Source organism: Streptomyces sp. NPDC053069, from assembly GCF_044546895.1.
Classification (GTDB): domain Bacteria; phylum Actinomycetota; class Actinomycetes; order Streptomycetales; family Streptomycetaceae; genus Streptomyces.
In genome coordinates this window covers 166,084-189,080 of the sequence record NZ_JBITZN010000006.1, presented here as the reverse complement: position 1 = coordinate 189,080, position 22,997 = coordinate 166,084, and the positions used below count along the sequence as shown (strand labels likewise).

Sequence of the window (22,997 nt, the reverse complement as noted above, 5' to 3'; positions counted from 1 at the left end):
TGGTCAGAGGCACCCCCGAAGGTCATGTAGAGTTATCTCTGTCAGCAGGCGCCGCTAGCTCAGTTGGTTAGAGCAGCTGACTCTTAATCAGCGGGTCCGGGGTTCGAGTCCCTGGCGGCGCACCGACCGGAAGGCCCCTCGCGGAAGCGAGGGGCTTTTCGCATGCCCCGATTGGCCGGATACCCTCTCGCCATGGCAGCCCGGGACCTTCAGGAGCGGATCAAGAAGCTGATCGTCGACCGGCGGCTGCCCTCGGGAGCCCCGCTGCCGACCGAGCCCGAGCTGATGGAGTACCTCGGCGCGAGCCGGAACTCGGTGCGCGAGGCCCTGAAGGGGCTGCAGGCGATGGGGATCGTGGAGATCCGGCACGGCTTCGGGACGTACGTCGGCTCGATGTCGTTCGCGCCGATGATCGAGGGGCTGGCCTTCCGCACGGTCGCCGGGCACTACCGGGGCGAGGACTCGCTGCTGCAGCTGCTGGAGCTGCGCGAGGCCGTGGAGACCGGGCTGGTCTCACGGCTGGCCGGGCGGCTGCCCGAGGCGGACCTCGTTGAACTGGACGCCCTCGTGGACCGTATGGATCAGGAGGCCGCGCAGGGAGCCGGCCTCGCCGAGACCGACCGTGCCTTTCACGCCACCCTCTACCGGGGGCTGGACAACGTGCTGCTGAGCGAGGTGCTGGAGGCGTTCTGGGACGCCTTCCACCGGGTGCAGCGGGATCTGGTGGAGGTGCCGCAGGACCCCAGGGTCACCTGCCGCCAGCACCGGGAGATCCTCGACGCGGTCCGGTCCGGCGACTCGCTGCGGGCGGAGGAGGCCATAAGAGACCACTTCGGCAACATCCGTGCCCGCCTCTCCACCACCGGCGCACCCCCGCCTCGCGAGCCCCACAATGAACGGGTTTGACCGGTAAACAACGCGTTTCGCGTCTTGCGATCATGCGGAGCGCCGTAGAACCCTGGATGCCCAAGCTGCCGCCCTTTCGCGCCAGTTGGGGGGAAGCGAACGGTTGCCGCACGGCGGGGAGGGGGCCCCGCTCATGAATCGATGCCGAGGGGGGCATCATGCAACCGGAAGGTCGCCGTCCCATGTCTATGAGGTGGGGAAGACGTGGGGACTGCGAGCCACCACAGCGACAAGACACGCGGTGACCTGCGTGTGGGGGGAATGACTCATGACGTCGACGCCGCCGGGCGCCGGACCGAGCCACGCTCACAACGACCCGTCACAGACCACACAGCTCAGGGCGGTCACGCACCGGACCGGCCAGTTCCGCCGGATGAGGAAGAGCCTGCCGAGATACGACTACGAGCACTACAGCCGGCTCGCGGGCCCCCTCACCCAGCCCGACCCGACCAAGCCGTACAAGGTCCAGTACCGGTCGCTGCTCTCGCAGGAGCCGCACCGCATCCGCGCCGCGCTCATGCTGGGCGCGGCCCCCGTGCTCTCGCTGGTCCTGCTGTTCTGGCTGCTCCAGCCCGAGCACTGGACCGAACGCGACTATCCCGCCCACGACTTCCTGCCGGCCCTCGACACCGTCATGCTCGTCTCGATCGGCCTGATCGAGTTCTTCCGCTGCATGAACGTGCTGTCCAACGCGCACGCCACGCTCGTCGCCCGCGACCCGATACCGGTCGTCCCCGAGACCGGCACCCGCGTCGCCTTCCTCACCTCCTTCGTCCCCGGCAAGGAGCCGCTGGAGATGGTGACGAAGACCCTGGAGGCGGCGGTGAAGCTCCGGCACCGGGGGCTGCTGCACGTGTGGTTGCTGGACGAGGGCGACGACCCGGCCGTCAAGGAGGTCTGCGCCCGGCTCGGCGTGCACCACTTCTCCCGCAAGGGCGTCGCGCGGTGGAACCAGCCCAAGGGACCGCACCGGGCGAAGACCAAGCACGGCAACTACAACGCCTGGCTGGAGGCGCACGGCGACGACTACGACTTCTTCGCCTCCGTCGACACCGACCACGTGCCGCTGCCCAACTACCTGGAGCGGATGCTCGGGTACTTCCGCGACCCGGACGTCGGCTTCGTCATCGGCCCGCAGGTGTACGGCAACTACGACACGTTCGTCACCAAGGCCGCCGAGTCCCAGCAGTTCCTCTTCCACGCCCTGATCCAGCGCGCCGGCAACCGCTACGGCGCCCCCATGTTCGTCGGCACCTCCAACGCCGTACGGATCAAGGCGCTCAAGCAGATCGGCGGCCTGTACGACTCCATCACCGAGGACATGGCGACGGGCTTCGAGATGCACCGCGCCAAGAACCCCGCGACGGGCCGGAAGTGGAAGTCCGTCTACACCCCGGACGTGCTCGCCGTCGGCGAGGGCCCGAACGCCTGGACCGACTTCTTCACCCAGCAGCTGCGCTGGTCCCGGGGCACGTACGAGACGATCCTCAAGCAGTACTGGAAGGGCCTGTTCACGCTGGGACCGGGCAAGCTCTTCAACTACACGATGATGATCATCTTCTATCCGATGTCCGCCCTCAACTGGATCCTCGCGGCCCTGAGCTGCGCGCTGTTCCTGGGCCTGGGCGCCTCGGGTGTGAACATCGACCCGACCGTGTGGCTGATGCTGTACGGCAACGCGTCCGCGCTGCAGATCGGCCTGTACGTCTGGAACCGGCGGCACAACGTCTCCCCGCACGAGCCGGAGGGCTCCGGCGGTGTCGCGGGCATGGTGATGTCCGCCCTGTCCGCGCCGGTCTACGCGCGCTCCCTGATGGACGCGGTACTGCGCCGCAAGAGCAAGTTCGTGGTGACGCCCAAGGGCGAATCGGCGAGCCCCGACACGCTGTTCGGGACCTTCCGGATCCACTGGTTCTTCATCCTGGTCTTCGCCGGCTCCCTCACGGCCGGCTTCGCGTTCGGGCACTCCCACCCCGCGATGATCACCTGGGCGGCCTTCGCCCTGCTGGTCACCGCCTCGCCGATCTTCGCCTGGCAGTACGCGCTGCGGCAGGACAAGCGGAAGCCGGAGCCGGCGGCGGCCGGGCCGGCCGCCGAACCGCAGGACGCGGTACCGGCGCCGTACGCGGCCCACCCGCCGCATGTGCCCCAGCAGCGGCCCACCTGGGCGGCCGCCGGACAGGCGGCCAGGACCGGGGAGAACGAACAGACCATGCAGATCGCCCTTGGCGGACTTGGGGGACGTAAGGAATGAAGGACCAGGCAGGCCGCCGTCGCGCCCGTCGACTCGCGATCGGTACGGCGGTGGTACTCGCGCTGGCCGGGATGAACGGGCCGTGGGTGTACCGCTTCGGCACCGCGCAGTACCACCAGTACAAGATCAACAGACCGGAGTACAAGGCCGAGAACGGCCACTGGGACATCATCGAGTTCCCGCCGGAGTACCGCCAGGACACCATCCACGCGGCGCTCCTGCACACCGGCAAGGTGCTGCTGGTCGCGGGCTCGGGCAACAACCAGGACAACTTCGACCAGAAGAAGTTCGACACCCGGATATGGGACCCGGTCAAGGGCACGATCAAGAAGATCCCCACGCCCAACGACCTGTTCTGCACCGGCCACACCCAGCTCGCCAATGGCAACCTGCTGATCGCGGGCGGCACCAAGCGGTACGAGAAGCTCAAGGGTGACGTCACCAAGGCCGGCGGCCTGATGATCGTCCACAACGAGAACCCGGACAAGCCGATCACGCTGCCCGCGGGCACGAAGTTCACCGGCAAGGCGGGCGGCAAGACCTTCGTGTCCAAGGACCCGGTGCTCGTCCCGCGGGCGAAGAAGGTCTTCGACCCGAACACCGGCGCGTTCCTGCGCAACGACCCCGGCCTGGGGCGTATCTACGTCGAGGCGCAGAAGAGCGGCACCCAGTACGAGACCGGCACCCAGGACAACTACCGGATCCAGGGTCTGACCGGCGTCGACGCGCGCAACACCTACGGCATCGCGCAGAAACTCGCGCTCGACAAGAAGGACTTCCAGGGCATCCGCGACGCCTACGAGTTCGATCCGGTCGCCGAGCGGTACATCAAGGTCGACCCGATGAACGAGGCCCGCTGGTACCCGACGCTGACCACGCTGTCGGACGGCAGGATCCTCAGCGTCTCCGGCCTGGACGACATCGGCCAGCTGGTGCCGGGCAAGAACGAGATCTTCGATCCCAAGACCAAGAAGTGGACGTACACGCGGAAGATCCGCCAGTTCCCGACGTACCCGGCGCTGTTCCTGATGCAGAACGGGAAGATCTTCTACTCGGGTTCGAACGCCGGGTACGGGCCGGACAATGTCGGCCGTGATCCCGGGATCTGGGACGTGGACACGAACAAGTTCACCAAGCTGCCCGGGCTCAGCGATCCGAACATGATGGAGACCTCCGGGACCGTGCTGCTGCCCCCGGCGCAGGACGAGAAGTTCATGGTGATCGGGGGTGGCGGTGTCGGTGAGTCCAAGCTGTCGAGCAACAGGACGCGGCTGATCGATCTGAAGGCCGGGAATCCGAAGTTCGTGGACGGGCCCCAGCTGGAGAAGGGCACCCGGTATCCGCAGTCCTCGATCCTGCCCGACGACACGGTCCTGGTGTCCGGTGGCTCGGAGGACTACCGGGGGCGCAGTGACTCCGACATCCTTCAGGCGCGGCTGTACCACCCCGACAGCAACAGCTTCACGCAGGTCGCCGACCCGCTGGTGGGGCGCAACTACCACTCCGGGTCGATCCTGCTGCCGGACGGGCGGGTGATGTTCTTCGGGTCCGACTCGCTGTACGGGGACAAGGCGAACACGAAGCCGGGCAAGTTCGAGCAGCGGATCGAGATCTACACGCCGCCGTATCTGTACCGGGATTCCCGGCCGACGCTCGGTGGAGGCCCGCAGACCATCGCGCGGGGCGCTTCGGGGACGTTCACGTCGCAGCACGCGGCCGGCATCAAGAAGGTGCGGCTGATCCGGCCCAGCGCCTCGACCCACGTGACCGATGTGGATCAGCGGTCGATCGCGCTGGACTTCAAGACCGCCGGGGACAGGATCACGGTGACGGTGCCGAAGAATCGGAATCTGGTCCAGTCCGGGTGGTACATGCTGTTCGTGGACGACGATCAGGGGACGCCGAGCAAGGCGCAATGGGTGAAGGTGCCGTAGCGCTCCCGCGGGTTTGACGTCGGGGTGCGGGAGCGCTGCCCTCAAGGCCGGCTGTTCTTCGCCAGTTCGAGAGCGTAGGCCGGCCACCAGTCCCCCGCCTTCGGGCCGCCCTTGCAGGTGCCGTCGGACTCGCCCGGGCGCTTGACCCACAGGTAGGCGTCCACCAGCGGGTCTGCCGTCTTCGTCGTCGGGGTTTCTCCCAGGGCCCGGTTCGGTGGGTTGCACCAGCGCTGGGCCGGGTCGCCGCCTGTGTAGGGGCCGTTGCCGTTGCGGCTGGTGTCGATGACGAAGTGCTTGCCGCCCACCTTCGACGAGAGCTGCTTGCCGTAGGCGATGGAGTCCTGCGTGGAGTAGAAGTTGGAGACGTTGACGGAGAAGCCGTCGGCCCGGTCGACGCCCGCCTGCTGGAGCGGCTGGTAGATCTGGTCGGGGTGGCCCCAGCCGGCGTTGCCCGCGTCCAGGTAGACCTTGGTGTTCTTCAGGGACTTGAGCCTGGCGATCGCGCCCTTGAGGAGGTCGTAGCGCTCTTCGTGGAACCGGGCCGGGGTGCAGCCGTCCACGAGGTGCAGGACGGCGTCGGGTTCGAGGACGACCATCGCGGAGCGGTCGCCGATGCCCCGGGCCACGCCGTCGATCCAGGCGCGGTAGGCGTTGCCGTCGGCGGCGCCGCCCTGGGAGTACTGGCCGCAGTCGCGGTGCGGGATGTCGTAGAGGACCAGCAGGGCCGTGCGGTCGGACTTCTCGGCGGCCTCGGTGAAGCCGCGGGCCTCCTTCTCCGGGTTCTCGGGGCCGATCCACTCCCCCACCGGCTGCTCGGCGATCTTTCTGATCTGCTCGGCCTCGGACTTCCTGCCGGACTTGGCGTAGCCGGCGAGCCGGCGGGCCGCGGTGCCGTCCGGGTTGACCCAGAACGGGTCGGCGGCCTTGGGCTGTTGGGTGATGCGGGCCGCCGGGTCTCCCTGCTCGTCCCCGCCACCGCCTCCGGAGGTGCATCCGGCGAGCAGCAGTGCCGCCCCCAGCACCGCCGCCGCGGACGCACGCGCGGAAGAACGGGCCCCCCTGTTGTCGTACATACGAATCCCCCCGGCCCCCTGGGCGAACTGGTCAGGGTGCCAATCGTGGCATATCCGGCCGGTGCGTCACGAGGTCGCGTGGCGGGGCGTACGGGGGTCAGCGGGTGGTTTTGGTGAGGTACGCGGAGACCACCACGTTGGCCGTGTAGGTGTGGCCGGCGCGGTCGAAGGAGCCGCCGCAGGTGATCAGGTGCAGCTCGGCGCGGCCGGGCCGGTGGGGGCCGTAGGCCTGGTCGGCGTCGAAGCCGGCGCGGGGCAGGACGCGGACGTCGTCGACGGTGAACTCGGCGACCGTGCCGTCCGAGCGGACCACCCGCACCGTCTCGCCGGGCGTGAGCGTGCTGAGCCGGTAGAAGACCGCGGGCCGGGTGGCGGTGTCGACGTGCCCGACCAGAAGCGCCGCGCCCCGGGCACCGGGGGCGGCGCCGGCGCCGTACCAGCCGACCACACCCGGCTGGTCCAGGGGCGGCGGGTCGACGGCGCCCTGGGCGTCCAGGCCCCGGCTCACCACCGGTGCCTGCACCCGCAGCCGGGGAATGTCCACCCGCTGGGGCACGGCGTCCCCGAGCGGTGTGGCCGGGCGGGGCAGCCGGGCCGGTCCGGCGGGCCGGAGGGCGAACAGGTCACCCGTTGCGGGGCCGTCCGTTGCGTGCGGTACGCCGGTCAGCCCGCGCCCCCACAGCCACAGCCCGAGCAGCAGCAGTGCCCAGGTGAGGCCGGTGAGGAGCCGCCCGGTGCCGGTGCGCCCACGGTCTTCGGACATGGGCCGCTTCAGCGCGTACGGCGGCTGCGGCGGGCGCCGAGCCCGACGGCGACCGCCGCGACACCGGCGAGGACCAGCCCGGTCACCGACTGGACGGTGTCGGGTTCGGACTCACTGGTGGCCACCGTGGCGAAGTGCGCGGTGCCACCGCCGCCCGCATTGACGGGGGCGACGGGCGTGGCGTCACCGGTGGGCGGCCGGCCGGGCACCGCGGACTGCCCGGCTCCCCCGCCGCCCACCGTGACCTTGCCGGTGATCACGGAGCCGGCGCAGGCGATCCTGACGTCGTAGACGCCCGGCGCGAGGGAGGAACGGACGCGGGTCTCGCCCGACAGGGCGCCCTGGCTGCCGGTCAGCCGCGCGTCGGAGACGAACGCGGCCGAGGTGGCGGTGGCCTGCTGCCCGGAGCAGCCGCGGACCCGCACGGACACGTCGGCGCCGGGGCCGGGGAAGGCGGGGGTCACGGAGACCGAGCCCGCGTCGGCGGCGGGGGCCGCATGCGCGGCCGGGGCGAACGTGGTGACGGCCAGGATCCCTGTACACAACGTGAGGCGTAGTGAGCCCATCGTGAACCTCCAGATATCAGGAGGCTCCCCCGGCCGGAGCGCCCCCGCATCCTCGGGGGGCGCCCCTTTGCTCCGAATGGGTGGACCGGGGTTTGAAAATCCCTGGTCAGGCCCGGTCGGACGCGGTCAGGCCCGGTCAGACCAGGTCGACCAGGTCCGCGATGGAGTCGACGACCTGCGAGGGCCGGAAGGGGTAGCGGTCGACGTCGTCGGGCTGGGTGACGCCGCTGAGCACCAGGAAGGTGCGCATGCCGGCCTCCAGGCCCGCGAGGACATCGGTGTCCATGCGGTCGCCGATCATCGCGGAGGTCTCGGAGTGCGCCCCGATGGCGTTGAGCCCGGCCCGCATCATCAGCGGGTTCGGCTTGCCCACGAAGTACGGCTTCTTGCCGGTCGCGGCGGTGATCAGGGCGGCGACCGAGCCGGTGGCGGGCAGGTCGCCCTCGATGGAGGGGCCGACGTTGTCGGGGTTGGTGGCGATGAACCGGGCGCCGTCGTTGATCAGCCGCACGGCCTTGGTGAGGGCCTCGAAGGAGTAGGTGCGGGTCTCACCGAGGAGCACGAAGTCGGGCTCGTGGTCGGTGAGGATGTAACCGATGTCGTGCAGCGCGGTGGTCAGGCCCGCCTCGCCGATGACGTAGGCGCTGCCGCCGGGGCGCTGGTCGTCCAGGAACTGGGCGGTGGCCAGCGCGGAGGTCCAGATGTTGTCCACCGGCACGTCCAGGCCCATCCGGCGCAGCCGGGCGTGCAGGTCACGGGCGGTGTAGATCGAGTTGTTGGTCAGCACCAGGAAGGGCCGGCCGGACTCGCGCAACTTCTTCAGGAAGGCGTCGGCTCCGGGAATCGGGACGCCCTCGTGGATCAGGACACCGTCCATGTCGGTCAGCCACGACTCGATCGGCTTGCGGTCTGCCATGTTGTGCGTCTCCTGGCGTACGTACGGTCAAGAAAAGCGGGGGCGCCGGAACCACGGCGTACCGACGCCCCCAGCCTAGTCAGACCTGCGTGATCCGGACCCCGTCGATCACCCAGGACCAGTGCCCATGTCAGCGCGCTCCCGACAGCAGGGCGGGCAGGCCGGCGACGGAGTCGAGGACGTGTGTGGCACCGGCGGCGCGGAACGCGTCGTCGCGGTGAGCCCCGGTGCGCACACCGGCGACCAGTCCGGCCCCCGCGCGTACGCCGCTGAGCACGTCGTACGACGTGTCCCCGACGACGGCGACCTGCCGTACGTCCTCGGCGGCCTTGGTGCGGACGAAGGCCTCCAGGACCATGTCCGGGTACGGCCGCCCGCGCCCGCCCGCGTCGGCCGGGCACAGGGTGAGCGGGACGAGGCCGCGCCAGCCGAGCGCGTCAAGAACGGCGTCCTGGGTGACGCGGGCGAAGCCGGTGGTCAGCACGACGGTACGGCCGCTGCCCGCCAGCTCCTCGATGCTCTCCCGCGCGCCCGGCACGGGTGCGACCAGGCCGGCGTCGACGAGGTCGCCGTACGCCTTCTCGAAGGCGGTGCTGGCGCGCTGGGCACGGTCCTCGTCGCCGAACAGGTGCCGGAAGACGGAGATCTTCGACTCGCCCATCGTGGCGCGGACGTGGGCGAGGTGTCCGGCGTGCTCGGCCGAGCCGGGCGTGACGCCCAGTTCGATGGCCGCCGCCTCGAAGGCGCGTTCGACGAGTCCGCCGTCGGCGACGGTCGTGCCGGCCATGTCGAGGACGACGAGACGGATGTCGGAGGTGATGTCGGGGGTGAGGTCGGTCATGGGTGCTCACCAGCCCAGTTCGTTCGCGGTGGTCTCGGCTATCGCGGGGGCGCAGGTCATGCCGCGCCCGCCGGGCCCGGTGACCAGCCACACCCCTTCGCGCACCTGCTCACGGTGCACCACCCGGCCGGGTTCGGTGCACTGCGCGTACACGCCCGCCCAGCGGCGGCGGATGCGCGGCAGCGGCCGGCCGAGAAGGGACTCGACGACGCCGGTGAGGTGTTCGTAGGGCTCCTCGACGGTGTCGAAGGCGAAGGGGTGCTCGTACTCGTGGGTGTCGCCGACGGTCAGGCCGCCGTCGGCGCGCTGCACCATGAGCAGCTGCATCCGGTGCGCGGCGGCGGTCTCCGGCTGCGGCTGTCCGGCGTTGAGCGCGTCCAGTGCCGGGGAGGCGTAGGCCGGGTAGTAGCGGAAGCTGTCGGCGTCGGCGACCGAGGTGGCCAGCGGTTCGCCGAGCGGGTCGGTCTGCATCATCTGGAGGCGGACGCGGCGCACCGGCAGGTCCGGGCCGGCGAGTTCGCGGACCAGTCCGCCGAGCCAGGCGCCGGTGCACAGGACGACCGCGTCGGCCCGGTGCACGTCCCCGTGGTCGTCGCGGACCGTCCCGGCGCCGACCACCTCGCGGACCTCCCGACCCGGCAGGAAGGTGTAGTTCGAGGACTTCAACAGCTCGGCGCGGAGGGCGAGTTGGGCGGTGCGGGGCTCGACGGCCGCGTCCCGCTCGCAGTACAGGGCGGCGGTGAAGTCGCCCCGCAGGGCCGGGTTGAGGGCGCGGGCCTCGCCCGGCGTCAGGAGCTTGTAGCCGCGGGCGGCGGCGTCCGGGCGGGCCACGGCGGCCTCGGCGACGGCGAGCTCCAGAGCGCCCCGGACGGGGGTCAGGGATCCGTTGGGCCGGAAGCCCAGCGCCGGCACCCGCGCACCGACGCCCTCCCACAGCGCCCGCGACCGCAGCGCGGTCTCCAGCTCCTCTCCGCCGGCGCGGCCACTGACCCAGATCTGCCCGAAGTTGCGCAGCGAGGCGCCGCGCGCCTCGGCCTCGCGCTCGATCTGGACGACCCGATGGCCGCGCTGCACTGCATGCCAGGCGTGCATGGTGCCCACCACGCCTGCTCCGACGACTGTCACTCTCACGGCGGCAACGCTCCTCGCGATCCGGGAACCGGAAACATCCGGCTGACACCCAGAGCGTGAACGACCCACCACGTTTGGGCTAGACCCGTTATCTTCTCGTGACAATAATGGAGGCCGTCCATGGGTGGATTTCTCAGCCTTTGAGATGCGTGGTGAACGAGAACCGGTCGCCCCGGTACAGCGACCGCACCCGCTCCAGCGGCCGTCCCTCCGTGTCCCGGGAGATCCGGTGGATCAGCAGCATGGGCAGGGCGGGCGGGGTGCCGATGAGCAGGGCTTCGCGGGGTGTGGCCAGCACGGTCTCGATCCGCTCGTCGGCGTCGCCGAAGGAGACGCCCTGGGTGGTGAGGTAGCCGTAGAAGGAAGAGTCGGGGTCGAAGTCGCTGTCCAGCCGCGGCACCCGCGCGACGGCCACGTACGTGCTCTCCAGGCCGACCCGTTCCTCGTCGGCGAGCAGCACGCGCTCCAGGTGCCAGACGGGTTCGCCCCGGGTGAGCCCGGTCTCGGCGGCGAGCGCGTCCGGGCACGGGAACCGGTCGAGGGTGACGAGGGTACGACCCGGGGCGCGCCCCTGCCTGCGCACGCCCTCGGTATAGCTCGCGAGGGACAGCGGCTGGGCGAGCTTGGGCCCGGCGACGACGGTCCCCCGGCCGCGCCGCCTCAGCCTGCCCTCCAGCACCAGCTCCCGCACGGCCTGCCGCACGGTCTCCCGGGCGACGTCGTACCGCTCGGCGAGGTCCCGCTCGGTGGGGATGACGCGGCCCTCCCCGAGTTCCTCCAGCAGGGCGGCGATCCGTGCCTTCACCGCGTAGTACTTGGGGATGCGGCCGTGCTCGGGGATGCCGGAGCGGACGGGCGCGCCGGGGGCCTGGTCGTTCGGGTAGTCCACGCAGGGATCGTCGCAGACCGGACGGGTGCCGCCCCAGCGGACCCCGGTACGCGGCTCAGCGGCGCCTGCGGGCCAGCAGCAACGCTCCTGCGCCGGCGCCGAGGAGCACGGCGGCGGCCGGGAGCAGCCCGCCGGCGCGGCCGGGCCCGGTGCGTGCCAGCTCGCGGGTCCACGCCACGGCGTCCCCGGCTTCCCCGGCTTCCTCGGCCTCCTGGGCCTCCTGGGCCTCCTGGGCGAGCGTCACGGACGGATCGGGTGTGGCGGTGGCGGTCCCGGTGCCCGGTGCGGACGGGGGGCTGCCGGACGCGCTGGGCCCCACCCCGCCGCCCTCCTGCGTACCGTCCGGATCCGGCGTCGCGCCCTGCGTCGGGTCCGGCGTCGTGTCCGGCGGCGGGTCCGCGCCGTCCTGGCCGCTGATCCCGAACCGGTACGCGTTGGACTCCCCGACCCAGTCCCCGTCGTCACCCCGGCGCTGGACCACGGCGGCGGTGGCGGTGACCCGGTCGGCGGCGACGTCGGAGCGGAGCGCGAGTCTGAGCTTGACGCTGACGGTCCCGCCGGCCGGTACGGCGAACCCGTCGAACCCCTCGCCGTCGAGCACGCCGACCAGCTCGTGCTCGTCGGTGCTCTCGAACGTCACCGGCCGGGCCCGGGGGCCGTCGTAGAACTCCAGCTCGGGCTGGTCCGGCTTCAGGGCGCGCTTGTCGTCGACGAGGACGACCACCGGGTGGACGCCGGTGCAGGTCCGGCGGGTGGTGTTGGTGAGGTCGAGGTACCAGGTGCCGTATCCGCCGCCCGCCTCGTAGGAGTCCGGGCCGCCGCGGATCCGGGAGGTCAGCGGGAAGGAGTGCGCGTCGGCGCCGACGCAGGCGGGGGGCGTGCCGGCGAAGGCGGGTGCCGGCGACGACACGGGGACGGCTACGGCGGCGGCTGCGGCAAGGCAGAGGGACAGGGACGTGCACAGTCGCATGAACACATGACCATGCCGGGTCGCGGGCGAAGACCGCGGACGCCACTCCACGGCGGGCCGGAACTCCGCCCGATCGGAGCTGCGCTGCCCGTGCGTCAGGAACCGCAGATGCGCTGGGCCTGGGAGGCCGTCGCGACGCGCTGGGCGTCGGCGTCCCGGAGCGCCTGCAGCTCGGACTGGTCCGGATGGCCTCCATCGGCGATCCGGCGTTCGATGCCCGTCTTCAGGGCTTCGTAGGCGAGTCGGGCCTGGTCGGCGGCTGCGACGGCCCGGTCACAGGCAATGTCCGTGCTGCGCGCGGAGGCGGCATGGGCTGCCGGGGAGAACACGAGGAGCAGCACGGCACCGGCCGCAGCCGCCGACAGACGTACGGACACCATGGGATGAACCTCCGGGGTGCGGGATCAGGAGGACAGCAGGACCATCCGGGTGTCGTCCTGCGTGTCGACGCATTGCTGGTACGGGTTGGGGTCGCCCTGGCGTTCCTGGCACTTCCACGTGGCCCCGGCCGCGCGCACCTCGACGGGTGCGCCCTTCGTGCCGTGCCAGACCTTGGTGTAGGCGGCCGCCGCCCGGAGCGCGCCGGCACAGGGCACGTTCTCGGTGGCCGACACCCCGAGGCCCGAAGCCCGGTCCGTTCCGCAGAAGGGGGTGGGTGTGCGGGGCGCCCCGGTGCCGGCGGAGGTCTGGGCGGGCACCGCGAGGCAGAACGCGGCGGCTGCCAGCAGAGCGGCGATCGTTCTCGTCCTGGTCGCGTGCACGTGGTGCCTCCTCGCCCTGCGGAAAGGCCGGCGCACCGAGTACCCAGGGCGGCCCTGGTCCACGTGCCGAGGTGCCCGCGATGCGTCATGCGGGGCGGACAGGAGGCGGTTCTGCGGATGCTTTGCGGCTGGTCGCTCCCCCACGTTCCCGGCTTCACTCGAACCCGGGGGGACTTCCATCGCGGCGGGGCCGCACATCGACACCACCCGCGCCCCCGTGATTGCGGTGCCGTCGACTGCACTGCGCCGCCGCTGCGAGCAGCCCGGCCACCGGGGCGGTGCCCGCCGGCCGCCCGCCGGCGCCGGCAAGCGGCCCGGCCACCGGCCGGCCACAGCGCAGGGCGCCCGGCCGGCTGCCTCAGGCGTCTCCTCGCCCGAACAGCGGCCCCAGCAGCAATTGCGCCGCACCCTCGGCGACGGCCCGTTCCCCGCCCGGGGCAACCCGGACCGGCACCGTCCCGCCGAGCGCCCCCTCCCTCCGGGCCCGGGCGTCGAGAACCTCCCGGACGCCCCCGGCGAACACCCCGGGCGCCCCCGCGACCGTCCGCCCCCCGAGCAGCACCACATCGATGTCCAGCAGCCCGACCAGATTCCCCGCCCCCACCCCCAGCACCCGCGCCGCCTCCCCGTTCTCCCCGCGCGCCACCGCCGCCAGGCACAGCACCTCCACGCACCCCCGGTTCCCGCACTCGCACAGCGGCCCGTCCAGCTGGATCACCTGGTGCCCGAACTCCCCCGCCCCGGTCCGCGCCCCCCGGTGCACGCGTCCGCCGATCACCAACCCGGCGCCGAGCCCCGTACCGAGATGCAGATACGCGAAGGATCCGCCCTCACCCCCGGCCGACAGCCCGAGCGCCGCCGCGTTCGTGTCCTTGTCCACCACGACCGGCACCCGCAACCGCTCCCCGAGCGCGTCGCGCAGCGGAAAGCCGTCCCACTCGGGAAACCCGGTGACCCGGTGCAGCACACCCCGCGCATGGTCGAGCGGCCCCGGCAACGCCACCCCCACCCCGAGCAGCGTCCCCGCGCCGGCCGGCGCCCCGGCGCCGGTGAGCCCCTTCGCACCCGGGCCGAGCCCGTCGTGCACCACGCCCTCCACCGCGCCGACGACCGCCCCCAGCACAGCCTCCGCCCCGGCCCCCAGATCCAGCGCGGCCCGCCGCTCACCCACCACGGTCCCGTCCAGATCGACCAGCACCACCCGCAGCTCGTCGCGGTCCAGATGGACCCCCACCGCATGCCCGGCGTCCGGCACGAGCCGCAGCACGGTCCGCGGCTTGCCGCCCGTCGACGCCCGCCGCCCGGCCTCCGCCGCGAGCCCCTGCTCCCGCAGCCGCGCGGTGATCTTGCTGACGGCCTGCGGGGTCAGCCCCGTCCGCTCGGCCAGTTCGAGCCGGCTGATGCCCCCCGCTCCGGCGTCCCGCAGCAGTCCCAGCACCAGCGCGGTGTTGTGGCTGCGCACCACGCCGAGATTCGCCCCCGCGGGCCCACCGCTCCCCGCCGCGCTCCCCGACCCCGTCGTCGCCCTCGCCCGCGTCTTCGCCCTCGTCCTGTCCACGGCACCCATTGTCCCCACCGCTTGCACTTTGGCAACAGTGTTGCGAAAGTGGGTGTCATGACAGGACGCACGACTGACACCCCCCTCCGCGTCGGCCTGATCGGCTACGGCCTCGCCGGCTCCGTCTTCCACGCCCCGCTGATCGCCGCCACCGAGGGTCTCGCCCTGGACACCGTGGTCACCTCCCACCCGCAGCGGCAGGAGCAGGTCCGCGCCGAGTTCCCCGACGTGACGCCCGTCGCCACGCCCGAGGAGCTGTTCGAGCGCGCGGACCGGCTGGACCTGGTCGTCATCGCCTCCCCGAACAGGACGCACGTCCCGCTCGCCACCGCCGCTCTCAAGACGGGCCTGCCGGTCGTCGTGGACAAGCCGGTCGCCGGCACGGCGGCCGAGGCACGTGACCTGGCCGCCCTCGCCGAGGAGCGCGGCCTGCTCCTGTCGGTCTTCCAGAACCGCCGCTGGGACAACGACTTCCTGACGCTGCGCCGGCTGCTCTCCCAGGGCGACCTGGGCGACGTATGGCGCTTCGAGTCCCGCTTCGAGCGCTGGCGCCCCCAGCCGAAGGGCGGCTGGCGCGAGTCCGGCGACCCGGCAGAGATCGGAGGTCTGCTCTACGACCTCGGCAGCCATGTCGTCGACCAGGCCCTGGTGCTCTTCGGCCCGGCCACCGAGGTGTACGCCGAGACGGACAGCCGCCGCCCCGGCGCCGAGACCGACGACGACACCTTCATCGCGCTCACCCATGCGAACGGCGTCCGCTCCCACCTCTACGTCTCCGCGACGACCGCCCAGCTCGGCCCCCGCTTCCGGGTGCTCGGCTCCCGTGCCGGCTATGTGAAGTACGGCCTCGACCCGCAGGAGGCGGCCCTGCGCGACGGCCTGCGCCCGGGTCCGCAGTGGGGCGCCGAGCCCGAGTCCCGCTATGGCCGTATCGGCGCCGGAGAGTCACCGGTGACCGGTGGCGGCACCCCCGTACCGACCCTCCCCGGCGACTACCCCGCCTACTACGCGGCCGTCGCGCGCGCCCTGACCGGCGCCGGCCCCAACCCGGTGACGGCGCTGGAGGCGGCCGCCGCCCTGGACGTACTGGAAGCGGCCCGCAGGTCCGCCCTGAACAAGGTGACGGTGACCCTCTGATGCAGCACCAGCAGCACCCTCAGCGCCATCCGCAGGTCACCCCGAGGGACACCCCGGAGCTGACCCCGTCCGTCGAGGAGCTGGAGGCGCAGGAACGCCGCCTGGTCCTCCGGCAGTTCACCCACGACGACGCCTGGGCCCTCGGCTCGCTCCTCGTCGAGCTGGCCCGGGAGCGCCAGGCCCCGGTCGCCGTCGACATCCACCGCGCCGGGCAGCAGCTCTTCCACGCGGCCCTGCCGGGATCCACCCCGGACAACGACGCCTGGATCGCCCGCAAGCGCCGCGTGGTGGAGCGCTACGGCGCCTCCTCCTACCTGGTCGGCGCCCGCTTCCGCGCCAAGGGCACGACCTTCGAGGACTCCTCCCGCCTGGACCCCGACGTCTACGCGGCCCACGGCGGCTCGTTCCCGATCCGCGTCGAGAACACCGGCGTCATCGGCGCGGTCACCGTCTCCGGCCTTCCCCAGCTGCAGGACCACCGGTTCGTGGTGGAGGCGCTGGAGGCGTTCCTCGACCGGTAGCGGCCGGCGGGATTAAGCGGGCGGTCCCTCCGGTTGCACTGGCCGTAACGCTTGACGATCAAGGTTCGGCACCCGCGGAGGGATCGCACGATGAGTGACGCACTCAAGGACAGGATCGGCCGGTACGGCATCTGGAGCGTCGGCCTGCGTTCGGAGGACCCCGCCCGGCGCGGCGAACTGGGCGAGGCGGCCAATGAGTTGGAGGCGCTGGGCTACGGCGCCCTCTGGCTCGGCGGCAGCAGCTCGGCGGCCAACGCCGTACCGCTGCTGGAGGCGACCGGGCACATCACCGTCGGCACCAGTATCCAGAGCATCTGGCAGCACGAGGCGGAGTCGAGCGCGGCGGCCTTCGCCGAGCTGGACCAGGCCCACCCCGGCCGCTTCCTGCTCGGCCTCGGGGTGAGCCACGCCAAGCTCGCCGACCAGTACCGCCGTCCCTACGCGGCGATGGTCTCCTACCTCGACGCGCTGGACACGGCCGGGGTGCCCGCGGACCGCCGGGTGCTGGCCGCCCTCGGTCCGAAGACCCTTCAGCTGTCCGGCGACCGGGCGGCGGGCGCGGTGCCGTACCTGGTCACCCCGGAACACACCGCCGAGGCCCGCGGCATCCTCGGCGAGGGCCCGCTGCTCGCTCCGGAGCTGAAGGTGGTCCTCGAAACCGACCCGGATCGCGCCCGCACCCTGGCCCGCGGCGCCCTGGCCCTCTACCTCGCCCTGCCGAACTACACCAACACCTGGCTGCGCCTCGGCTTCACCGAGGACGACCTGGCCGACGGCGGCAGCGACCGGCTGGTCGACGCCCTGTTCGCCTGGGGCGACGAGAACCGCATCCGCGAGCGCATCGACACCTACCACCAGGCGGGCGCCGACCACCTGGCCCTCCAGGTGGTGACAGGGGGCGAGCGCGACGCCCTCCCGAGGCAGGAGTGGCGCCGCCTGGCTTCTCTCCTGGCGTGAGCGGACCGACCCCGAGGGGCGCGGGGAACTGCGCGGCGGCGGACTCCCGGCCGCCGAACTCGCGCAGCCCCGCCCCCTCAGGCGTCCTTCAACTCCTGCCGCTGCCGGCCGAGCCCGGCGATCTCCAGCTCGACCACGTCCCCGGCCCTCAAGTACGGCTTCGGCTCGGGCTGCCCCATGGCCACCCCCGCCGGCGTCCCGGTATTGATCACGTCCCCGGGATACAGCGTCATGAACCGGCTGACGTACCGCACGACCTCGCCCACGGAAAAGATCTGCTGGGCCGTCGTACCGTCCTGCTTCAACTCCCCGTTGACCCACAGCTTCAGCGACAGGTCCTGCGGATCGGGCACCTCGTCCGCCGTCACCAGCCACGGCCCCAGCGGATTGAACGTCTCGCAGTTCTTCCCCTTGTCCCAGGTCCCGCCGCGCTCGATCTGGAACTCCCGCTCGGACACGTCATGGGCCACGGCGTACCCCGCGACATGCCCGAGCGCCGCCTCGGCCGACTCCACACAGCGGGCGGTACGCCCGATGACGACGGCCAGCTCGACCTCCCAGTCGGTCTTCACCGAACCGCGCGGCACCAGCACCGTGTCGTTCGGCCCGACCACCGTGTCCGGCGCCTTGAGGAAGACCACCGGCTCGGCCGGCGGCTCGGCACCCGTCTCGCGGGCGTGGTCGTGGTAGTTGAGCCCGATGCACACGATCTTCCCGATGCGGCCGAGCGGCGGCCCGATGCGCAGCCCCGTCGCATCCAGGTGAGGCAGTTCGCCCGAGTCGAGCGCCGCGCGTACCCGGGCGAGCGCCGCCTCGTCGCCGAGGAGAGTGCCGTCGATGTCGTCCACGATGCCCGACAGGTCCCTGAGGGTGTCGTCGGTGTCGTCGAACAGCGCAGGCCGCTCCGCGCCTGCCGGACCGACTCGCAGCAGCTTCATGGTCACATCTCCCTCGATCGCGGGGCGCCCGGACCGATGGGTGCAGCCATCGGAGGACTGGCCGATCCTCCAATCCCGCTGTCCACTCCGCAAGACCCTGTTCACGTACTGGACCGTAACCGCACGTTCCTACCGGTACAGCACGGCCCGCTCCATCGCGCTCCACGCCGTGCTGGTGACGACGTACAGCGCGGCGGCGAGCGGTACGACGGCCACGGTGACGAGGGTGAAGAAGGACATGAACGGCATGACCTTGTTGACCGCACCGAGCCCCGGCACCTGCTCACCGCCCCCGGCGCCCACCGCGACGGCAGGGTTGGCCGCCATCGTCCGCTTGGTACGCAGGTAGTTGAAGGTGGCAATGGCCGCGACGAGCACGAAGAGCCCGAGGTAGACCAGCCCGGCCGGGCCGAACACCCCGCCCCCGGCGAGTGCGTCGGACCACCGCCCGCCGAGCGGCGCCGCGAACAGCCGGTGGCCGAGCAGGCCGTTGCTCCCGCCGCCGATCGTGGAGCTGGAGAAGAGGTGGTACAGCAGGAAGAAGGCGGGCAGCTGGAGCAGGCTGGGCAGGCAGCCGGAGAGCGGCGAGACCTGTTCCTCGGCGTGCAGTTCCAGCACCGCCCGCTGCAGCCGCTGCGGGTCCTTGGCGTGCTTCTCGCGCAGCTCGGCGATCCTCGGCTGCAGTGCGGCGCGGGCGCGCTGGCCGCGGGCGGCGGCACGGGACAGGGGGTGGACGAGGAGTCGTACGAGCGCAGTGAACAGGACGATCGCGGCGGCGGCCGCGGAGGCGTGGAAGAGCGGCTGGAGCAGGTCGGCGAGCTGCTCGACCAGGCGGGCGAAGACGGAGAAGACGGACATGGGTGAGCCCTCCGGGGGTCTCGTCGTGCCGGAACGGAGTGGATCAACGGCATGACGACCCGCGCGGGGTCACGTACGAAGAAGACGGACGGGCCCTACGCGGCGGTCGCCGGAAGGGCCTGTCCGGGTGCCCTGGGCCGGCGCCGGCCGGGCGCGTCGGGATCGCGCTGCGGCAGGAAGGCCGTGCGGCGGGCCCGGTCGCGGATCGCCGTACGCACCCGGGTGGGCGGGACGGCGGGCGCCGAGCGTGCGGTGAGCAGGGAGCAGAGGGCGAGCGCGGATCCGGCGGCGGCGGTCGCGGCGAGGGCCACGGTCGCGGAGAGATTGCCGGTGTCGAGCAGCATGACCGGCAGCAGCAGAAGCAGCAGCGGGGCGAGCGCACGCGACCGCGCAAGACTGCGGACCACTCGACTCCCCTCCCCGCGGTCACAACTGCCGACGTCTCCCTGCCCTTTATACCTGACCAGCGGGAACAGGCAGTACAGCGACCGGTGATGAGAGAAAGCACGCTCCGCGGCCCCTGACGGACGAGCCGCCGCGGCCCCTGACCGACAATGGGCGGGGCCCACCGGCCCGACGACACCGCCCGCCACACCCCGAAGGACCCCCACGTGCCGCGCACTCCCACCTGCGTCCTGAGCGACGCATCTCCCGTACGGGTCAGTGACGGTCACGCGGCAGACCGGTTCGTCGAGATCGGCTCCTTCACCAAGGTGCTCACCGGTACGGTGCTCATGCGCATGGCCGCCGCGGGCCTGCTCGACGTCGACGACCCGGTCGAGCGCTGGTTCCCCGCCGTGCCCCCCACCGGGATCACACTGCGGCACCTGGCCGAGCACACCTCGGGACTGCCGCGCCTCCCGCCCGGCACCGGGGGCCGCGATCCGTACGCCCCGTTCGACGATGCCGCCCTGCACCGGCTGCTCGGCCGGCTGGACGAGGTCGCGGTCCGACCGCCGGGACAGCAGGAGGAGTACTCCAATCTCGGGTACGCCGTGCTGGGCGCGGCGCTGGTGAGCGCGGCCGGTGCGCCGTACGAGGAACTGCTCGCCGAGCACGTCCTGCGGCCACTGGACGTCGACGAGGTGAGCGTCCGGCCCGACCCCGGCCGGCGTCTGCTCGCCCCCGGGCTGTTCGGCAGGGAGCGCAGGCCCTGGACCATGGACGGGGCGATCCTCCCGGCGGGCGGCCTGTGGGCCACCCCGCGCGCGGTCGCCGATCTGCTGGTCCGGCTGGCGGTCGAGCGGCGGCTGGGAGATCCCGCTCCCTCCTGGCAGACGACCGGCGCGCTGGTCTGGCACAACGGCGCGACCCGGCACGCCTCGGTCTTCGCCGGAGCCATGGCGGACGGCCGGTGGGTGGTGGTGCACCGGCTGGGCGGCCTCTCGGACCGCACCGACCGGATGGGCGTCGACCTGCTCCGGGGCGGCGGCTCCGGGACCTCATGAGCCACGCCCGGGGGCTCGGGCCGGCTCCGTCTCCAGCGGCTCCGGCAGCCGCCCGCGAGTGACGACAACGCGGCAGATGTGCGTGCCGGGGCCCGCGACGCCGGGATGATCCGACGACACCCCCTAGCGGGGCCGCATGGACGTCAGCTTCCCCCACACCACCATCCGGTAGCGGGAGGTGAACTCGGGGGTGCAGGTGGTCAGGGTGATGTAGTAGCCGGGCTCGTCGTACCCGTACGCCGGCCGGACGAGGGAGCGCGGAACCGGCCGGACGACCCCCGAGTCCGTGGCCGACGTCTGCGGCAGGATCTGGTCGACGGCGTACGTGTACGTCGCCGTCCGCGTCTCCACCTCGATGTCGTCCCCGCGCCGCAGCCCGGGCAGATACCGGAAGGGCTCGCCGTGCGTGTTCCGGTGCCCGGCGAGCGCGAAGTTCCCCGCCCGGCCCGGCTGCTGAGTCCCCCGGTAGTGGCCGACGTACCCCTTGTTGAGGACGTCGGCCTTGCTCACACCCTCGGCGACGGGAACGCGCAGGCCCAGCCGGGGGATGGTGAGGACGGCGTACGCCTGGGACTGCCGGGGCAGGACGACGGGGACGTACGACGGCTGGGGCGTACGGGGGTGGGACGAGTCCGTGGCCGCCGCGGGGGCGGTGGGCGAGGCAGCGGCCGAGGACGGCACGTCCGTGCCGCCGCCCCCGGAGCCCTTGCCGGCCCACTCCCGCTCCAGCGCCTCCACCTGCCGCTCGGCCCCGCGCCGGGCCTCCCGGTTGGTCCACCACAGCTGGTGCACGACCAGCAGCATGAGCAGCACCCCGAGGGTGACGAGCACCTCGCCCCCACCCCAGAGCACCCGTCGGCGCCGGGCACGCCTGCGCCGATCGCTGTGCCGTACGACCCGCACGCCCGACCGGACCGGCATCCGCATCCACCTCCACGGGAGCCGCCCGCACGATAGGCGCAACGCGTACAACTCGCCATAGCCGCAGGGGTCCGGGGCAGCTCCACTGGGCGCGGCGGTGCAGTCGGCCGTACTCCCCTGTGTCCGCGGCGAGTTGGAGGGCGGCAAGCATCTCGTCATCGGCCACGACCCTGGCCTTCGCCCTCTCCCGCTTCTCCTCGGTGACCGGCGGCCCGGCCGGCCTGGTCCCCCGCTGGAACAGTGACGACGGGCGGCACGGACCTGTACGCGCCCACTCGGACACATACGTGTCCGGGAAGACGGTGTTCGGTGCCGTTCGCGGCGCAGCCGGTGCGGACGCTCCGGATCGACGGGGTCACCGTGTGAGGGCCGACGGCAGCGGAAGGGCGTCCTGCTCCCCCTCGTCCTCAGCCCGCCCTCTCGGCCACCCCACCCGACTTCTGCATGCCGACTCCGCGTCCTGGACCTCGCTCGGCACCGAAGACAGCCGCCCACCTCGCACGCCCCGCCTCCGCGCCTCACTTTTGTCACTGCCCGGCAGTACGGTGTCCCTCATGCGCCCCGACACGCCTGCCGAGAACGTCGACCACACCGCCGAAGCCGCACGCCTGGAGCGGACCGCCGGACTGTATCCCGAGGACGCCGAGGCCCTGCTGCTGAGGGCGGCGGCCCACCTGGAACTCTCCGGCGACCGCCCCGCGGCCACCGCGCTCTACGACCGCCTGCTGTCGTCCGCCGAAGGCCTGGAGAGCCCAGCTCTGGTCAGGGCGCTGAAGGCCTCGAACCTCTGGGAGTACGGCCACGAGGCCGAGGCGAGAGCGATCATCGACGGCATCCGGGCAACCGCGCCCCGCGACCCGGCCCCCTGGGTGATCATCGCGGAGTCCCTGGAGTCGCACGACGAGCTGGAGGCGGCGGAGGAGACCTTCACGGAGGCGGCGAGCCTGTTCCTGCCGCAGGGGGAGGACACGGACCCGACGCCCGCCACGCACCCCCTCCTCTACGGCCGCCACCGCGTCCGCCGCATGCGGGGCCTGCCGCACGACGCCTGGGACACCCTGGCGGACGCCCTCCACACGTCCCCGGTGCCGCTGGACGAACTCCACGACCCCAAACGCCTCTGGTCCCTGGGCTCGGACAACCCGGCGGAACTGGTGGCGGAAATCTCCCGCCTCCGAGCCGAACTGGGCGCCTACCGAGAGGCCCTCTCCCGCCCGTTCCCGGTGGCGGTCCTGCACTGGCCGGCACCGGAACTGGCGGAACTCCTCTCGGCCTACCCCTCCCTCGCCACCGAGTACCCGTCCCACGAGGCTCACCTGACGACCATAGAGTCGTCCCTGCGCGAGCTGTCCATGTCGGGCACCGCCAACCTGGGCATCGTCACGGGCACGGTCCCGTCGTACGAGGCCTTCGCGGCATCAGAGGCCTCGTCGCCGGGTGATGCGACGCTGCTGCCGCAGTACGCGACGACCCTGGCGGCCCGGGGCAGGGCGGTCGCCTGGCCTCCAGAGAGGGGGGCGGAGTGCTGGTGTGGGGCGGGGGCGGCTTATGGGCAGTGTCACGGCGCAGCAAACTGACCACGCGCCCCTGAAGAGGCACCCCGCGCGTCCCGCAGGCCCTCAATCCACCCGGCGTGCATGAGGAAGCACGGCACT

Annotated in this window: 23 protein-coding genes and 1 tRNA gene; 9 read left to right on the top strand and 15 right to left on the bottom strand. The window is 72.2% G+C overall.

Annotation, left to right across the window (positions count from 1 at the left end; translation table 11 throughout):
- Positions 1-48 precede the first annotated feature (48 nt).
- From ACIGXP_RS16000 to ACIGXP_RS15985, 4 genes are all read left to right on the top strand, one after another.
- Positions 49-122, top strand: a tRNA-Lys gene (locus ACIGXP_RS16000).
- Between the two features lie 70 nt (positions 123-192).
- Positions 193-906 (top strand): FadR/GntR family transcriptional regulator, encoded by a 714-nt coding sequence (locus ACIGXP_RS15995; protein ID WP_399768683.1) that lies wholly within the window; start codon positions 193-195, stop codon positions 904-906.
- A 268-nt stretch (positions 907-1,174) separates the two neighbouring features.
- Positions 1,175-3,160, top strand: coding sequence for a glycosyltransferase family 2 protein (locus tag ACIGXP_RS15990; RefSeq protein ID WP_399768681.1), 1,986 nt, complete (start codon positions 1,175-1,177; stop codon positions 3,158-3,160).
- Positions 3,157-5,094 carry a kelch motif-containing protein gene (locus ACIGXP_RS15985; protein WP_363216195.1) on the top strand — a complete coding sequence of 646 codons (1,938 nt, stop codon included), beginning with the start codon at positions 3,157-3,159 and terminating at the stop codon, positions 5,092-5,094. The genes ACIGXP_RS15990 and ACIGXP_RS15985 overlap by 4 nt, the downstream gene beginning before the upstream one ends.
- A 41-nt stretch (positions 5,095-5,135) precedes the next feature.
- On the opposite strand, the gene ACIGXP_RS15980 is transcribed toward ACIGXP_RS15985, so the two are convergent.
- The 11 genes from ACIGXP_RS15980 to ACIGXP_RS15930 form a co-directional block, all read right to left on the bottom strand.
- Positions 5,136-6,167 (bottom strand): glycoside hydrolase family 6 protein, encoded by a 1,032-nt coding sequence (locus ACIGXP_RS15980; RefSeq protein ID WP_399768678.1) that lies wholly within the window; start codon positions 6,165-6,167, stop codon positions 5,136-5,138.
- Positions 6,168-6,264: 97 nt separating this feature from the next.
- On the bottom strand, positions 6,265-6,930 hold the full coding sequence (locus tag ACIGXP_RS15975; RefSeq protein ID WP_399768676.1) for a class F sortase: 666 nt from the start codon (positions 6,928-6,930) through the stop codon (positions 6,265-6,267).
- A gap of 8 nt (positions 6,931-6,938) precedes the next feature.
- The gene (locus ACIGXP_RS15970) at positions 6,939-7,496 is read right to left on the bottom strand and encodes a hypothetical protein (RefSeq protein ID WP_399768674.1); all 558 of its coding nucleotides are present in this window, start codon (positions 7,494-7,496) and stop codon (positions 6,939-6,941) included.
- A gap of 136 nt (positions 7,497-7,632) precedes the next feature.
- The gene (locus ACIGXP_RS15965; protein ID WP_363216199.1) at positions 7,633-8,412 is read right to left on the bottom strand and encodes an HAD-IIA family hydrolase; all 780 of its coding nucleotides are present in this window, start codon (positions 8,410-8,412) and stop codon (positions 7,633-7,635) included.
- Between the two features lie 130 nt (positions 8,413-8,542).
- Entirely contained in the window at positions 8,543-9,253 is a 711-nt protein-coding gene (locus tag ACIGXP_RS15960) for an HAD family hydrolase (RefSeq protein ID WP_399768672.1), read from the bottom strand.
- Positions 9,254-9,259: 6 nt separating this feature from the next.
- The gene (locus ACIGXP_RS15955) at positions 9,260-10,384 is read right to left on the bottom strand and encodes a TIGR03364 family FAD-dependent oxidoreductase (RefSeq protein ID WP_399768670.1); all 1,125 of its coding nucleotides are present in this window, start codon (positions 10,382-10,384) and stop codon (positions 9,260-9,262) included.
- 133 nt (positions 10,385-10,517) lie between these two features.
- Positions 10,518-11,273, bottom strand: a complete 756-nt coding sequence (locus tag ACIGXP_RS15950) for a GntR family transcriptional regulator (RefSeq protein ID WP_399768668.1) — start codon at positions 11,271-11,273, stop codon at positions 10,518-10,520.
- Positions 11,274-11,328: 55 nt separating this feature from the next.
- Positions 11,329-12,249, bottom strand: a complete 921-nt coding sequence (locus ACIGXP_RS15945) for a hypothetical protein (RefSeq protein ID WP_399768666.1) — start codon at positions 12,247-12,249, stop codon at positions 11,329-11,331.
- Positions 12,250-12,338: 89 nt separating this feature from the next.
- Entirely contained in the window at positions 12,339-12,623 is a 285-nt protein-coding gene (locus tag ACIGXP_RS15940) for a hypothetical protein (RefSeq protein WP_399768664.1), read from the bottom strand.
- A gap of 24 nt (positions 12,624-12,647) precedes the next feature.
- Complete coding sequence (locus ACIGXP_RS15935) at positions 12,648-13,004, bottom strand: hypothetical protein (protein ID WP_399768662.1); 357 nt, start codon at positions 13,002-13,004, stop codon at positions 12,648-12,650.
- A 358-nt stretch (positions 13,005-13,362) separates the two neighbouring features.
- The gene (locus tag ACIGXP_RS15930) at positions 13,363-14,571 is read right to left on the bottom strand and encodes an ROK family protein (RefSeq protein WP_399769087.1); all 1,209 of its coding nucleotides are present in this window, start codon (positions 14,569-14,571) and stop codon (positions 13,363-13,365) included.
- A gap of 48 nt (positions 14,572-14,619) precedes the next feature.
- On the opposite strand from ACIGXP_RS15930, the gene ACIGXP_RS15925 reads away from it, so the two are divergent.
- From ACIGXP_RS15925 to ACIGXP_RS15915, 3 genes are all read left to right on the top strand, one after another.
- Entirely contained in the window at positions 14,620-15,699 is a 1,080-nt protein-coding gene (locus ACIGXP_RS15925) for a Gfo/Idh/MocA family oxidoreductase (protein ID WP_363216206.1), read from the top strand.
- Positions 15,699-16,220, top strand: a complete 522-nt coding sequence (locus tag ACIGXP_RS15920; protein WP_399768659.1) for a heme-degrading domain-containing protein — start codon at positions 15,699-15,701, stop codon at positions 16,218-16,220. Before ACIGXP_RS15925 ends, ACIGXP_RS15920 begins: the two co-directional genes overlap by 1 nt.
- Before the next feature lie 90 nt (positions 16,221-16,310).
- Positions 16,311-17,177, top strand: coding sequence for an LLM class F420-dependent oxidoreductase (locus ACIGXP_RS15915; RefSeq protein WP_399768657.1), 867 nt, complete (start codon positions 16,311-16,313; stop codon positions 17,175-17,177).
- Between the two features lie 77 nt (positions 17,178-17,254).
- On the opposite strand, the gene ACIGXP_RS15910 is transcribed toward ACIGXP_RS15915, so the two are convergent.
- The 3 genes from ACIGXP_RS15910 to ACIGXP_RS15900 form a co-directional block, all read right to left on the bottom strand.
- On the bottom strand, positions 17,255-18,115 hold the full coding sequence (locus tag ACIGXP_RS15910; protein WP_399768655.1) for a fumarylacetoacetate hydrolase family protein: 861 nt from the start codon (positions 18,113-18,115) through the stop codon (positions 17,255-17,257).
- 129 nt (positions 18,116-18,244) lie between these two features.
- Positions 18,245-18,973 (bottom strand): YidC/Oxa1 family membrane protein insertase, encoded by a 729-nt coding sequence (locus ACIGXP_RS15905; RefSeq protein WP_399768653.1) that lies wholly within the window; start codon positions 18,971-18,973, stop codon positions 18,245-18,247.
- Between the two features lie 95 nt (positions 18,974-19,068).
- Positions 19,069-19,380: a DUF6412 domain-containing protein gene (locus tag ACIGXP_RS15900; RefSeq protein ID WP_363216211.1), complete on the bottom strand. Its 312-nt coding sequence runs from the start codon at positions 19,378-19,380 to the stop codon at positions 19,069-19,071.
- Positions 19,381-19,584: 204 nt separating this feature from the next.
- On the opposite strand from ACIGXP_RS15900, the gene ACIGXP_RS15895 reads away from it, so the two are divergent.
- Positions 19,585-20,421 (top strand): serine hydrolase domain-containing protein, encoded by an 837-nt coding sequence (locus ACIGXP_RS15895; RefSeq protein ID WP_399768651.1) that lies wholly within the window; start codon positions 19,585-19,587, stop codon positions 20,419-20,421.
- Between the two features lie 123 nt (positions 20,422-20,544).
- Here ACIGXP_RS15895 and ACIGXP_RS15890 read toward each other — a convergent pair whose 3' ends face one another.
- Positions 20,545-21,348 (bottom strand): class E sortase, encoded by an 804-nt coding sequence (locus ACIGXP_RS15890; protein WP_399768649.1) that lies wholly within the window; start codon positions 21,346-21,348, stop codon positions 20,545-20,547.
- Between the two features lie 548 nt (positions 21,349-21,896).
- Here ACIGXP_RS15890 and ACIGXP_RS15885 point away from each other — a divergent pair.
- The gene (locus tag ACIGXP_RS15885; RefSeq protein ID WP_399768647.1) at positions 21,897-22,919 is read left to right on the top strand and encodes a hypothetical protein; all 1,023 of its coding nucleotides are present in this window, start codon (positions 21,897-21,899) and stop codon (positions 22,917-22,919) included.
- Positions 22,920-22,997 lie beyond the last annotated feature (78 nt).

Excerpts from the sequence above, each read along its gene's own strand:
- ACIGXP_RS15995 (WP_399768683.1), top strand. The coding sequence starts at position 193 with ATGGCAGCCCGGGACCTTCAGGAGCGGATCAAGAAGCTGATCGTCGAC.
- ACIGXP_RS15990 (WP_399768681.1), top strand. The coding sequence starts at position 1,175 with ATGACGTCGACGCCGCCGGGCGCCGGACCGAGCCACGCTCACAACGAC.
- ACIGXP_RS15985 (WP_363216195.1), top strand. The coding sequence starts at position 3,157 with ATGAAGGACCAGGCAGGCCGCCGTCGCGCCCGTCGACTCGCGATCGGT.
- ACIGXP_RS15980 (WP_399768678.1), bottom strand. The coding sequence starts at position 6,167 with ATGTACGACAACAGGGGGGCCCGTTCTTCCGCGCGTGCGTCCGCGGCG.
- ACIGXP_RS15975 (WP_399768676.1), bottom strand. The coding sequence starts at position 6,930 with ATGTCCGAAGACCGTGGGCGCACCGGCACCGGGCGGCTCCTCACCGGC.
- ACIGXP_RS15970 (WP_399768674.1), bottom strand. The coding sequence starts at position 7,496 with ATGGGCTCACTACGCCTCACGTTGTGTACAGGGATCCTGGCCGTCACC.
- ACIGXP_RS15965 (WP_363216199.1), bottom strand. The coding sequence starts at position 8,412 with ATGGCAGACCGCAAGCCGATCGAGTCGTGGCTGACCGACATGGACGGT.
- ACIGXP_RS15960 (WP_399768672.1), bottom strand. The coding sequence starts at position 9,253 with ATGACCGACCTCACCCCCGACATCACCTCCGACATCCGTCTCGTCGTC.
- ACIGXP_RS15940 (WP_399768664.1), bottom strand. The coding sequence starts at position 12,623 with ATGGTGTCCGTACGTCTGTCGGCGGCTGCGGCCGGTGCCGTGCTGCTC.
- ACIGXP_RS15930 (WP_399769087.1), bottom strand. The coding sequence starts at position 14,571 with ATGGGTGCCGTGGACAGGACGAGGGCGAAGACGCGGGCGAGGGCGACG.
- ACIGXP_RS15925 (WP_363216206.1), top strand. The coding sequence starts at position 14,620 with ATGACAGGACGCACGACTGACACCCCCCTCCGCGTCGGCCTGATCGGC.
- ACIGXP_RS15920 (WP_399768659.1), top strand. The coding sequence starts at position 15,699 with ATGCAGCACCAGCAGCACCCTCAGCGCCATCCGCAGGTCACCCCGAGG.
- ACIGXP_RS15915 (WP_399768657.1), top strand. The coding sequence starts at position 16,311 with ATGAGTGACGCACTCAAGGACAGGATCGGCCGGTACGGCATCTGGAGC.
- ACIGXP_RS15910 (WP_399768655.1), bottom strand. The coding sequence starts at position 18,115 with ATGAAGCTGCTGCGAGTCGGTCCGGCAGGCGCGGAGCGGCCTGCGCTG.
- ACIGXP_RS15905 (WP_399768653.1), bottom strand. The coding sequence starts at position 18,973 with ATGTCCGTCTTCTCCGTCTTCGCCCGCCTGGTCGAGCAGCTCGCCGAC.
- ACIGXP_RS15890 (WP_399768649.1), bottom strand. The coding sequence starts at position 21,348 with ATGCGGATGCCGGTCCGGTCGGGCGTGCGGGTCGTACGGCACAGCGAT.
- ACIGXP_RS15885 (WP_399768647.1), top strand. The coding sequence starts at position 21,897 with ATGCGCCCCGACACGCCTGCCGAGAACGTCGACCACACCGCCGAAGCC.